Origin of the sequence: Streptomyces sp. SID14478, from assembly GCF_010548525.1 — a bacterium.
Lineage (GTDB): Bacteria > Actinomycetota > Actinomycetes > Streptomycetales > Streptomycetaceae > Streptomyces.
The window spans coordinates 1-12,275 of record NZ_JAAGMG010000472.1; the positions used below are offsets into that span (position 1 = coordinate 1).

Below are 12,275 nucleotides of genomic sequence, written 5' to 3' on the forward strand. Positions count from 1 at the left end.
CGAGCGCGGCGGCCTCCGCGACCACGCGCCGGGCGAGCGCTTCGTCGCCCAACTGCCGGGTGGCCCGCACGAGCCAGGCGGCAGCGGCCGGCTGCGAGGCCAACAGCTCCAGGAGCAGTCGGTCGTCGGTGACGATGCCCACGACGAGCTGGGCCGCGCTCGCCGCGCCGGCCTGCACCTCCACGAGCTGGGCCGCGGCCCAGGCGCACTGGCTCGGCCGGTGGACCGTCTGCCCGAGCAGGGCGCAGTCCCGCAGCTGATTGGCGAACTCCGTGCTCACGCTGACGCTGCCCTGCCGCAGGGCGCTCAGCGCCATCACGGTGTGCGCGTCGGGCAGGATGCGGTGCAGGCCGGAGCGCTGCGCCCGGTCGGCGCCGCGGCCCGCGAGGGCGACGGCGGCGGCGACGTCCCCCTTGGCGAACGCGAGGTCCGCCGCACACAGCAGCGACGCCGCCCCGAGACCGCCGTCCTCCTCGGGCCGCGCCGCTGTCAGCTCGTCCACCTCGGCGAGCACCCGCTCCGCGGCGCACAGATCACGGACCCCGACCAACAATTGGGCGTGCCGGATCTTTGCCAAAGCCTTGCAATTTCCGGTGCATTCGGGTTCTGTATGTGCGGCGGCCGCCGCCAGTCGAATTCCCTCTTCGAGAGCTCCGCCGGCCCAGGCGGAAAAAGATGACTCGGACAGTCGGGCAATTTCGCAGGCGCTGTTCCGGCAGACGCGTATGACGGAGAAAACCGGGGGCAGCCGCAGGCGGAACGGAGAATCGAGCATCACATCTCCTGTCATGGGGTCCGTGCTGTCCGAGTGAGGGTCGGCGCGGACCAGGGTAGGGCGGGGGTGTCGCGGGACGACGCGGCGTGTGGGCGGCCTCGACCGGCACCCGAGCGGCCCTTGAGCGACGCGCTGCGGCGCGGGCAACGGTGCAGGTCCGGACGGTGCGTGAACTATCAGCTCTGAGAGTGGCGCACCGCGCTCGGCGGCGACAGCATGGGCCCGGTCCGCAGTCCGCGGCCGGGACGTCGCGGACCCAGGTGCCTAGCGAGGGGGCCCATGTGAGCGCCGTACTTCTCTTGAACGGTCCCAATCTGGGAATTCTGGGACGGCGTGAGCCGGAGATATACGGCACCGACACGCTGGCCGATATCGAGGCGGCCGTCGCCGAGGAAGTGAAAGTCCGTGGATGGGACGTGCTGTCCGTCCAGCACGATTCGGAAGGCGAACTCGTCAGCGCCCTTCACCGGCACAGCGACATGACCGTCGGCGCCCTCGTCAATCCCGGTGCGCTGATGATCGCGGGGTGGAGCCTGCGCGATGCGCTCGCCAGTTATGCGCCGCCGTGGATCGAGGTGCACCTCAGCAACGTGTGGGCCCGCGAGCAGTTCCGGCACGAGTCGGTGATCGCCCCCCTGGCGAGCGGTGTCGTCGTCGGCCTGGGCTCCTACGGCTACCGGCTGGGCGCCCGAGCCCTCATGCACCTGGCCGCGCCGGACGCGTGAGCGTCAGCGCCGTCATCAGACAACGGGCCTGCACATTCAGGTAGTTGCCGTGCCGCAGCAGCGCCTGCGCCTGCGGCACCGACACCCAGCAGAAGTCCGGCGGCACCTCGCGCAGGACCGCCTCGTTCACCGGGTCCGCCTCGTCCAGCTCCACGATGAGGTTGCGGGTCACCGCGCGGTGGAAGCGCCCGCCCTCCTCGGACTGCTCGGTGTCGAACAGCACCCGGCCGGCGCGCGGTGCCACCAGCGCGTCCAGGAACTCGGGGCGGCGCCCGCCCCGGCCGTGCAGATGCCGCGTCGAGCACTGCACGGTGGGCCCGAACTCGGCCACGTTCAGGCTGCCCGCCTCCACCCGGGCCCGCAGCAGTACGTGCGGCACCCCCGCGACGCGCCGCACGAGCAGTCCGGCGAGCCCCGCCACCGGGGCGAGCAGCGGCTGGGACCAGCTGGCCACCTCGCGGGCCCGCGCCTGCACGCTCACGCCGAGCACCGTGAAATGCCGGCCGTCGCTGCGCCCGATGCCGTCCCGGGTCCGCCGCCACGCGCTGCCGGCACTCTCCAGGACCTGGCGCAACGGCAGCTGCTCCTGGGCCAGTTCGTAACGGAACTGGGTGTCGGCCAGGGCCGAGAGCACCTCGCTGAACGAGTGCAGGGCCTCGTCCTCGCCCGCCGGGAGCGAGAGTCGGCCGGGCCCTTCGAGCAGGTGCCGCGGCAGCGTCGACAGGACGGTGCGGCTGTCCATGTTCACCAGGTGGTCGCGGCGCAGCAGCGCGCCGACCTGACGCAGCGAAAGCCAGCGGAACCCCTCCAGCGCGGGCACGTCGTCGTCCGTCATGACCACCACGTTGCGGTTGCGCTTGTGCAGGAACCACCAGCCCTGCTCGGACTGGAGCGAGTCGGCGAGCACCCGCCCGCCGCGCCGGTCCCCGGTGAAGAACTCCGTGTACGGCACGCGACGGCCGCGGTGGACTCCCATGAAATTGCTGCGGGTCGCCTGCACGGTCGGCGACAACTGCAGCCCGTTCAGGTTGCCCGGCTCCATCTTGGCCTGCAGCAGGCAGTGCACCTCGCCGTCGAACTCCTTGAGGAGCATGCCGAGCAGCCCGACCTCGCGCTGCACGATGACCGGCTGCGTCCAGCTGTGCGGCCGCTGCCCCTCGCCGCCGAAGTCGGTCGTGGCGCGCAGCCCGGAGACGGTGAAGAACCGGCCGGAGGAGTGCACGAGATCACCGGTGTCCGGGCAGAAGTGCCAGCCCGGCAGGGCGTCGAGCGGCGCGCGCCGCACGGCGTAGGGAGAACCGCGGCGCTGCTCGTCCAGCCACCGGTCGAAGGAGGCGTCCCCCACGTCGGTGAGGGGCGATGGGGTCTTCGATGAGGCCATGCGGGCATGCTCCGGCGGACCGCTCGAGGCCCGGTCGACGACCGCCTCAGGACTCCTCGGGCCGCGGCCCGGGCGCCCGCGCTCCGGGCTGCGTCAAGCCCTCCTTGAGGCACCGCCAGCACACTTGCCGAATATGAAGGCGCTCATATTGTCAGGGGGGACGGGGTCCCGACTACGCCCCTTCACCCACTCGACCGCCAAGCAACTGCTGCCCGTAGCCAACAAACCCGTGCTCGCGCACTGTCTGGAGAACATTCGCGACGCGGGCGTCACCGAGGCGGCCGTCATCGTCGGCACCCACGCCGCGGAGATCGCCCACGTGGTCGGTGACGGTTCCGCGTTCGGCCTCGACCTCACGTATCTGCACCAGGACCACCCGCGGGGCCTCGCCCACTGCGTCCAGCTCGCGGCCGACTTCCTCGGTGACGACGACTTCGTCATGTACTTGGCCGACAACGTGCTCGCGGACGGCATCACGAAGGCGGCACACGCCTTCGCCGCCGAACGCACCGACGCACTGCTCCTCGTGCAGCCGGTGGCGGATCCGCGCGCCTACGGGGTGGCCGAGCTCGGCGCCGACGGCCGGGTGCACCGCCTCGTCGAGAAGCCGGCCGAACCCGCCAGCGACCTCGCCGTGCTCGGCGTCTACTTCTTCACCTCCCGCATCCACCGGGCGGTCGCAGGCCTGCGGCCCAGCGCCCGCGGCGAGTTGGAGATCACCGACGCCATCCAGCGCCTCGCCGACGACGGCGCGCCGGTGCGCGCCGAGCGCTACGACGGCTACTGGAAGGACACCGGGAAGGCGGAGGACCTGCTGGACTGCAACCGGGAACTGCTCGGCCGGCTGCCCGGGCCCACCGTGCTCGGGGACGTCGACGCCGCCACCACCCTCAGCGGCCCGGTCGTGGTCGAACCCGGAGCCCGGGTGCGCGGCAGCCGGCTGGTGGGGCCGCTGGTGGTCGCCGCCGGCAGCACCGTGACCGACTGCACCGTGGGACCGTACGTCGCCGTCGGCCCCGACTGCGTGCTGCGGCACTCCTCCGTCGCCGACTCGATCCTCCTGGAGGGCGCCGCCGTCGACGGCGTCCCCGCCCTCTACCACTCGATCATCGGCCGCTGGGCGCGGATCGGCCGCTCCGCCGACGCCGGGCACCAACTGCTCGTCGGCGACCACGCCAACGCGGAGGTGGCGGCCTGACCTCGTGCGGGGCGAGCCGTACACGACCGCGCCTCGTGGTCCGCCGGGGGTGGATTCCACCGGTTCCCGTCCACGGCCCGACGGGAACTCCGACGCGGCACGAGTGGAAGGCAAGCCGCTCCGGTGACAGTGGGGGAGAACCCTACAAGGAACCTGGAGAGCCATGTCCCGTCGCCTGTTCACCTCGGAGTCCGTGACCGAGGGCCACCCCGACAAGATCGCCGACCAGATCAGCGACACCATCCTCGACGCGCTGCTGAGCGAGGACCCGACGTCGCGCGTGGCCGTCGAGACCCTCATCACCACCGGTCAGGTGCACGTCGCCGGCGAGGTCACGACCAAGGCGTACGCGCCGATCGCGCAGCTCGTGCGCGACAAGATCCTCGAGATCGGCTACGACTCCTCGAACAAGGGCTTCGACGGCGCCTCCTGCGGCGTCTCGGTCTCCATCGGCGCGCAGTCCCCGGACATCGCGCAGGGCGTCGACACTGCGTACGAGAAGCGCGTCGAGGGCGCCTCCGCCACGGACGACGGGGACGAGCTCGACAAGCAGGGCGCGGGCGACCAGGGCCTGATGTTCGGCTACGCCAGCAACGAGACCCCGAACCTGATGCCGCTGCCGATCGAGCTGGCCCACCGCCTCTCGCGCCGCCTGACCGAGGTCCGCAAGGACGGCACGGTCCCCTACCTGCGCCCCGACGGCAAGACGCAGGTCACCATCGAGTACGAGGGCAGCCGCCCGATCCGGCTCGACACCGTCGTCGTCTCCTCGCAGCACGCGAGCGACATCGACCTGGACTCCCTGCTCACGCCCGACATCCGGGAGCACGTCGTGGAGCACGTCCTCGCGGCCCTCGCGCAGGACGGCATCAAGCTGGAGACCGAGGACTACCGCCTCCTGGTCAACCCGACCGGTCGCTTCGAGATCGGCGGCCCGATGGGCGACGCCGGCCTGACCGGCCGCAAGATCATCATCGACACGTACGGCGGCTACGCCCGCCACGGCGGCGGCGCCTTCTCCGGCAAGGACCCGTCGAAGGTGGACCGTTCGGCCGCGTACGCGATGCGCTGGGTCGCCAAGAACGTCGTCGCCGCGGGCCTGGCGGCGCGCTGCGAGGTCCAGGTCGCGTACGCGATTGGCAAGGCCGAGCCGGTCGGCCTGTTCGTGGAGACCTTCGGCACCGGGACCGTCCCGCAGGCCGCCATCGAGCGGGCCATCTCCGAGGTCTTCGACCTGCGTCCGGCCGCCATCATCCGCGACCTCGACCTGCTCCGCCCGATCTACTCCCAGACGGCCGCCTACGGCCACTTCGGCCGCGAACTGGCCGACTTCACCTGGGAGAAGACCGACCGCGCCGGGCAGCTGAAGGCCGCCGCCGGGCTCTGACCCGCCCTCCACCGACCGACGGCCGGCCCACAGAGCGCCCGGCCGACCCAAGGGCCTCTGCCCCGGCCCACGCACCCAACGGGAGTGCTCACGTGCGTATCGCGGTGTCCGGCTCGATCGCCACGGACCATCTGACGGTGTTCCCCGGCAGGTTCACGGACCAGCTGATCCCCGGCCAACTGGACCATGTCTCCCTGTCGTTCCTCGTCGACGACCTCGAAGTACGGCGCGGCGGGGTCGCCGCCAACATCGCCTTCGGCCTCGGCGGCCTCGGCCTCGGACCGCTCCTGATCGGCGCGGTCGGCACCGACTTCGGGCCGTACGAGGTGTGGCTCAAGGAACACGGCGTCGACACCGGCGGCGTCCTGGTCTCCGGCGAGCGCCAGACCGCCCGGTTCATGTGCACCACCGACCAGGACGCCAACCAGATCGCCTCGTTCTACGCCGGCGCCATGACCGAGGCACGCGACATCGACCTGGCCGCCCTCGTCGGCGACGGAACCCGTCCCGACCTGGTCCTCGTCGCGCCCAACGACCCCGAGGCGATGCTCCGCCACACCCGGCAGTGCCGGGAGCTCGGCATCCCGTTCGCCGCGGACCCCTCGCAGCAGCTCGCCCGCCTCGACGGCCCGCAGGTCCGTGCTCTCGTGGACGGCGCCCGCTGGCTCTTCACCAACGAGTACGAGGCCGCCCTCCTGCTCGAACGCACCGGCTGGACCCGCGACGAGGTGCTGGACCGGGTCGGCACCTGGATCACCACGCTCGGCGGCGAGGGGGCGCACGCCGCACGCGGTGACGGCACCTCCGTGCGCGTACCCGCCGTGCCCGACGTACCGGTCACCGACCCGACCGGCGTCGGCGACGCGTTCCGGGCCGGGTTCCTCGCCGCCACCGCCCGCGGCCTGGCCCTGACGGCCGCGACCCGGCTCGGCTGCGCACTCGCCGCCGAGGTGATCCGCACCGTCGGCTCGCAGTCGTACGACGCCACGCCCGAGCGGCTCCTCGCCAACCTCACGGCCGCGTACGGCACCGAGGCCGCCGCGGAGATCGCGACCCGGCTGCCGGCCGGCACCCGCGAGGGCGGCGACGGCTCGTGACCACGTCTCCCATGACCCTCAGGGAGGCCCTCGCCACCCGTGTCGTAGTGGCCGACGGGGCGATGGGCACGATGCTGCAGGCGCAGGACCCGAGCATGGACGACTTCCAGCAGCTGGAAGGCTGCAACGAGATCCTCAACGTCACCCGTCCCGACATCGTGCGCTCCGTCCACGAGGCGTACTACGCGGTGGGGGTCGACTGTGTGGAGACGAACACGTTCGGTGCGAATCATGCGGCGCTGGGTGAGTACGACATCGCCGAGCGCGTCTTCGAGCTGTCGGAGTCCGGTGCTCGGGTGGCCCGTGAGGTCGCCGATGAGTTCACCGCGTCCACGGGGCAGCAGCGCTGGGTGCTCGGCTCGATGGGTCCCGGCACCAAGCTGCCGACCCTGGGTCACGCGCCGTACACGACTTTGCGTGATGCCTATCAGCGCAACGCGGAGGGCTTGATCGCCGGTGGTGCGGACGCGCTGCTGGTGGAGACGACGCAGGACCTGCTGCAGACGAAGGCGTCGGTCATCGGGGCCCGGCGTGCGCTGGACGCGACGGGTACGAACCTGCCGCTGATCTGCTCGGTCACCGTCGAGACGACGGGCACGATGCTGCTCGGTTCGGAGATCGGTGCGGCGCTGACCGCGCTGGAGCCGTTGGGCATCGACATGATCGGTCTGAACTGTGCGACGGGCCCGGCGGAGATGAGCGAGCATCTGCGCTATCTGTCGCGGCATTCGCGGATCCCGGTCTCGGCGATGCCGAACGCGGGTCTGCCGGTGCTGACGAAGGACGGTGCGCACTATCCGCTGTCGGCTGAGGAGCTGGCGGATGCGCAGGAGACGTTCGTGCGCGAGTACGGGCTGTCGCTGGTCGGCGGCTGCTGCGGCACGACGCCCGAGCACCTGCGCCAGGTCGTGGAGCGGGTGCGCGGCATGGTCCCGGCCGAGCGTTCTCCGCGTCCCGAGCCGGGTGCTGCTTCGCTGTATCAGACGGTGCCGTTCCGTCAGGACACGGCGTACATGGCGATCGGTGAGCGGACGAACGCGAACGGGTCGAAGAAGTTCCGTGAGGCGATGCTGGAGGCCCGCTGGGACGACTGTGTGGAGATGGCCCGGGAGCAGATCCGTGAGGGCGCGCACATGCTGGACCTGTGCGTGGACTACGTGGGCCGTGACGGTGTCGCGGACATGGAGGAGCTGGCGGGCCGGTTCGCGACCGCGTCGACGCTGCCGATCGTGCTGGACTCGACGGAAGTCCCGGTGATCCGGGCCGGGTTGGAGAAGCTGGGCGGGCGTGCGGTCATCAACTCGGTGAACTACGAGGACGGTGACGGGCCGGAGTCCCGGTTCGCGAAGGTCACCCAGCTTGCCCGGGAGCACGGGGCCGCGCTGATCGCGTTGACCATCGACGAGGAGGGTCAGGCCCGCACGGTCGAGCACAAGGTCGCGATCGCGGAGCGGCTGATCGAGGACCTCACCGGCAACTGGGGCATCCACGAGTCGGACATTCTCATCGACACCCTGACGTTCACGATCTGCACGGGTCAGGAGGAGTCGCGTGGTGACGGTATCGCGACGATCGGGGCGATCCGTGAGCTGAAGCGCCGGCATCCGCAGGTGCAGACGACGCTGGGGCTGTCGAACATCTCCTTCGGTCTGAACCCGGCCGCGCGTATCGTGCTGAACTCGGTGTTCCTGGACGAGTGTGTGAAGGCCGGGCTGGATTCGGCGATCGTGCATGCGTCGAAGATCCTGCCGATCGCGCGGTTCGACGAGGAGCAGGTGCAGACGGCTCTGGACCTGATCTATGACCGGCGGGCCGAGGGGTATGACCCGCTGCAGAAGCTGATGGCGCTGTTCGAGGGTGCGACGGCGAAGTCGCTGAAGGCGGGCAAGGCCGAGGAGTTGGCGGCGCTGCCGCTGGAGGAGCGGCTGAAGGCGCGGATCATCGACGGCGAGAAGAACGGTCTGGAGGCCGATCTGGATGAGGCGCTGACGGCCCGTCCCGCGCTGGAGATCGTCAATGACACGCTGCTGGAGGGCATGAAGGTCGTCGGTGAGCTGTTCGGCTCGGGGCAGATGCAGTTGCCGTTCGTGCTGCAGTCGGCCGAGGTGATGAAGAACGCGGTGGCCTATCTGGAGCCGCACATGGAGAAGTCGGACACCGAGGGCAAGGGCACGATCGTGCTGGCCACGGTGCGCGGCGACGTCCATGACATCGGCAAGAACCTCGTCGACATCATCTTGTCGAACAACGGCTACCACGTGGTCAATCTGGGGATCAAGCAGCCGGTCTCGGCGATCCTGGAGGCGGCGGAGGAGCACAAGGCCGACGTGATCGGCATGTCCGGCCTCCTGGTCAAGTCGACGGTGATCATGAAGGAGAACCTTCAGGAGCTCAACCAGCGCAAGCTGGCCGCCGACTTCCCGGTCATCCTCGGCGGCGCCGCCCTGACCCGTGCCTATGTCGAGCAGGACCTGCACGAGATCTACGAGGGCGAAGTCCGCTACGCCCGGGACGCGTTCGAGGGGCTGCGTCTGATGGACGCCCTCATCGCGGTCAAGCGCGGCGTGCCCGGCGCGCGTCTGCCCGAACTCAAACAACGCCGCGTACCCAAAAGGGAGTTGATCCTCGAAGAACCGGAGTACGTCGGCCGCTCGGACGTCGCCGTCGACAACCCGATCCCCGAGCCTCCGTTCCGGGGCACCCGCGTCATCAAGGGCATCCAGCTCAAGGAGTACGCGTCCTGGCTCGACGAGAGCGCCCTGTTCAAGGGGCAGTGGGGACTCAAGGGCGACACCATCGAGAACGAGGGCCGGCCGCGGCTGCGGATGTGGCTCGACCGGCTGCGGACCGAGAACCTGCTCGAAGCCGCCGTGGTCCACGGCTACTTCCCGTGCGTGTCCAAGGGCGACGACCTGATCATCCTCGATGACGCCGGCAACGAGCGGACCCGGTTCAGCTTCCCGCGCCAGCGCCGTGGGCGGCGCCTGTGCCTGGCCGACTTCTTCCGGCCGGAGGAGTCCGGCGAGGTCGACGTCGTGGGCCTGCAGGTCGTCACCGTCGGCTCCAAGATCGGTGAGGCCACGGCCGAACTGTTCGCCGCCGACTCCTACCGCGACTACCTCGAACTGCACGGCCTGTCCGTCCAGTTGGCCGAGGCCCTCGCCGAGTACTGGCACGCCCGCGTACGCAGCGAACTCGGCATCGCAGGCAGCGACCCGTCCGCGATGGAGGGCATGTTCCGCACCGAGTACCAGGGGTGCCGCTACTCGCTCGGCTACCCGGCCTGCCCGGACCTGGAGGACCGGGCCAAGATCGCCGACCTGCTCGAACCCGAGCGGATCGGGGTCCGGCTCAGCGAGGAGTTCCAGCTCCACCCCGAACAGTCCACCGACGCGATCGTCGTCCACCACCCCGAGGCGAGCTACTTCAACGCGGGAGGCCGTGCATGAGAACGCGCACGACGACGTTCTCCTTCGAGTTCTTCCCGCCGAGGACGGACAAGGGCGAGCAGGCCCTGTGGCAGGCCGTCCGCCGCATCGAACCGCTCGCCCCCGACTTCGTGTCCGTCACCTACGGCGCGGGCGGCTCCTCGCGCGAGCGCACCATCGGGATCACCAAGCGGATCGCGGCCGAGACGACGCTGCGCCCGGTGGCGCACCTGACCGCCGTCGGGCACTCGGTGGCCGAACTGCGCCGCATCATCGGCCAGTACGCGGACGCCGGCGTGCGCGATGTGCTCGTGCTCCGCGGTGACCCGCCCGGCGATCCCAAGGGAACCTGGACCCCGCACCCCGACGGCTACAGCCACGCGTACCAACTCGTCGAACTGGTGCGGTCGTTGGGGAACTTCACCATCGGCGTCGCGGCCTTCCCGGAGCGGCACCCGCGCTCCCCGGACTGGGACAGCGACATCCGGCACTTCGTGGCCAAGTGCCGCGCGGGCGCCGACTACGCCATCACGCAGATGTTCTTCGACGTGGAGGACTACCTGCGGCTGCGCGACCGGGTCGCGGCGGCCGGCTGCGACACCCCGGTCATCCCGGAGATCATGCCGGCCACGGACGCCCGCCAGATCCGCCGCTTCGCCGAACTCTCCGACGCCGCTTTCCCCGAGGACCTGGCCCACCGGCTCGAAGCCGCCCGCGAGCGGCCCGACGACGCGTACCGGATCGGGGTCGAGCACGCCTGCGCCATGGCGGACCGGCTGCTCGCCGAGGGCGCGCCCGGCCTGCACTACATCACGCTCAACAAGTCCACCGCGGCCCTGGACATCCACCGCAACGTACTGAACAGCTCAAGGAGCCTCCATGTCTGATGAGTTCACCGACTTCAAGGTCGCCGACCTCTCCCTGGCAGAGTTCGGCCGCAAGGAGATCACGCTCGCCGAGCACGAGATGCCCGGCCTGATGGCGATCCGCAAGGAGTACGCCGCGACGCAGCCGCTGGCCGGCGCCCGCGTCACCGGCTCCCTGCACATGACGGTCCAGACGGCCGTCCTCATCGAGACCCTCGTCGCCCTGGGCGCCGAGGTCCGCTGGGTCTCCTGCAACATCTTCTCGACCCAGGACCATGCCGCGGCCGCGATCGCCGCCGCCGGGATCCCGGTCTTCGCCTGGAAGGGCGAGACGCTGGAGGAGTACTGGTGGTGCACGGAGCAGGCGCTGACCTGGCCGGGGCACAGCGGCCCGAACATGATCCTGGACGACGGCGGTGACGCCACCATGCTCGTCCACCTGGGTGTCGACCACCACAAGACGGGCAAGCTCCCCGAGGCCTCCAACGAGGAACTGGCCGTCGTGCGCGCCCTGTTGGAGCGCAGCACCCTCGACTGGTCCGCCATCGCCGCCGAGATCCGTGGTGTGACGGAGGAGACCACGACGGGTGTGCACCGTCTGTACGAGATGCAGCGTGAGGGTTCGCTGCTGTTCCCCGCGATCAACGTGAACGACGCGGTGACGAAGTCGAAGTTCGACAACAAGTACGGCTGCCGTCACTCGCTGATCGACGGCATCAACCGTGCCACGGATGTCCTGATCGGTGGCAAGACGGCGTTGGTGTGCGGTTACGGCGATGTCGGCAAGGGGTGTGCGGAGTCGCTGCGCGGTCAGGGTGCCCGGGTGATCGTGACGGAGATCGACCCGATCTGTGCGCTGCAGGCGGCGATGGACGGCTACCAGGTCGCGACGCTGGACGAGGTCGTGGACCAGGTCGACATCTTCGTGACGACGACGGGCAACAAGGACATCATCATGGCGTCCGACATGGCCCGGATGAAGCACCAGGCGATCGTCGGGAACATCGGTCACTTCGACAACGAGATCGACATGGCGGGCCTCGCGAAGATCGAGGGCATCGTCAAGGACGAGGTGAAGCCGCAGGTCCACACGTGGACGTTCCCGGACGGCAAGGTCATCATCGTGCTGTCCGAGGGCCGTCTGCTGAACCTGGGCAACGCCACGGGTCACCCGTCGTTCGTGATGTCCAACAGCTTCGCGGACCAGACTCTCGCGCAGATCGAGCTGTTCACGAAGCAGTCCGAGTACCCGACGGATGTGTACGTGCTGCCCAAGCACCTCGACGAGAAGGTCGCCCGGCTGCACCTGGACGCACTCGGGGTCCAGCTCACGACGCTGCGCCCGGAGCAGGCGTCGTACATCGGTGTCGAGGTCGAGGGTCCGTACAAGCCGGACCACTACCGCTACTGAGCACCGC

At 70.1% G+C, this 12,275-nt stretch carries 9 protein-coding genes; 7 read left to right on the top strand and 2 right to left on the bottom strand.

Annotation, left to right across the window (positions count from 1 at the left end):
* Positions 1–577: hypothetical protein (locus tag G3I40_RS15405; protein WP_203644124.1), on the bottom strand; the 577-nt coding region annotated here is incomplete at its 3' end.
* Positions 578–1,056: 479 nt separating this feature from the next.
* Between G3I40_RS15405 and G3I40_RS15410 the strand changes: the two genes are divergently transcribed.
* Entirely contained in the window at positions 1,057–1,500 is a 444-nt protein-coding gene (locus tag G3I40_RS15410; RefSeq protein ID WP_164302726.1) for a type II 3-dehydroquinate dehydratase, read from the top strand.
* On the opposite strand, the gene G3I40_RS15415 is transcribed toward G3I40_RS15410, so the two are convergent.
* Complete coding sequence (locus G3I40_RS15415; RefSeq protein WP_164302727.1) at positions 1,472–2,881, bottom strand: NDP-hexose 2,3-dehydratase family protein; 1,410 nt, start codon at positions 2,879–2,881, stop codon at positions 1,472–1,474. The genes G3I40_RS15410 and G3I40_RS15415 overlap by 29 nt on opposite strands.
* A gap of 133 nt (positions 2,882–3,014) precedes the next feature.
* Between G3I40_RS15415 and G3I40_RS15420 the strand changes: the two genes are divergently transcribed.
* The 6 genes from G3I40_RS15420 to ahcY all read left to right on the top strand — a co-directional run bounded on the left by G3I40_RS15420 (position 3,015) and on the right by ahcY (position 12,268).
* On the top strand, positions 3,015–4,079 hold the full coding sequence (locus tag G3I40_RS15420; protein WP_164302728.1) for a glucose-1-phosphate thymidylyltransferase: 1,065 nt from the start codon (positions 3,015–3,017) through the stop codon (positions 4,077–4,079).
* 163 nt (positions 4,080–4,242) lie between these two features.
* Positions 4,243–5,466, top strand: coding sequence for a methionine adenosyltransferase (metK, locus tag G3I40_RS15425; RefSeq protein WP_164302729.1), 1,224 nt, complete (start codon positions 4,243–4,245; stop codon positions 5,464–5,466).
* Positions 5,467–5,558: 92 nt separating this feature from the next.
* Positions 5,559–6,563: a carbohydrate kinase family protein gene (locus tag G3I40_RS15430; RefSeq protein WP_164302730.1), complete on the top strand. Its 1,005-nt coding sequence runs from the start codon at positions 5,559–5,561 to the stop codon at positions 6,561–6,563.
* Positions 6,564–6,574: 11 nt separating this feature from the next.
* On the top strand, positions 6,575–10,012 hold the full coding sequence (metH, locus tag G3I40_RS15435) for a methionine synthase (protein ID WP_164302731.1): 3,438 nt from the start codon (positions 6,575–6,577) through the stop codon (positions 10,010–10,012).
* A complete protein-coding gene (gene metF, locus G3I40_RS15440) occupies positions 10,009–10,878 on the top strand; it encodes a methylenetetrahydrofolate reductase [NAD(P)H] (RefSeq protein ID WP_164302732.1) in 870 nt (289 codons plus the stop codon). The genes metH and metF overlap by 4 nt, the downstream gene beginning before the upstream one ends.
* Positions 10,871–12,268, top strand: coding sequence for an adenosylhomocysteinase (gene ahcY / locus G3I40_RS15445; protein ID WP_164302733.1), 1,398 nt, complete (start codon positions 10,871–10,873; stop codon positions 12,266–12,268). Before metF ends, ahcY begins: the two co-directional genes overlap by 8 nt.
* Positions 12,269–12,275 lie beyond the last annotated feature (7 nt).

Excerpts from the sequence above, each read along its gene's own strand:
- G3I40_RS15415 (WP_164302727.1), bottom strand. The coding sequence starts at position 2,881 with ATGGCCTCATCGAAGACCCCATCGCCCCTCACCGACGTGGGGGACGCC.
- G3I40_RS15420 (WP_164302728.1), top strand. The coding sequence starts at position 3,015 with ATGAAGGCGCTCATATTGTCAGGGGGGACGGGGTCCCGACTACGCCCC.
- metK (WP_164302729.1), top strand. The coding sequence starts at position 4,243 with ATGTCCCGTCGCCTGTTCACCTCGGAGTCCGTGACCGAGGGCCACCCC.
- metH (WP_164302731.1), top strand. The coding sequence starts at position 6,575 with ATGACCCTCAGGGAGGCCCTCGCCACCCGTGTCGTAGTGGCCGACGGG.
- metF (WP_164302732.1), top strand. The coding sequence starts at position 10,009 with ATGAGAACGCGCACGACGACGTTCTCCTTCGAGTTCTTCCCGCCGAGG.
- ahcY (WP_164302733.1), top strand. The coding sequence starts at position 10,871 with ATGTCTGATGAGTTCACCGACTTCAAGGTCGCCGACCTCTCCCTGGCA.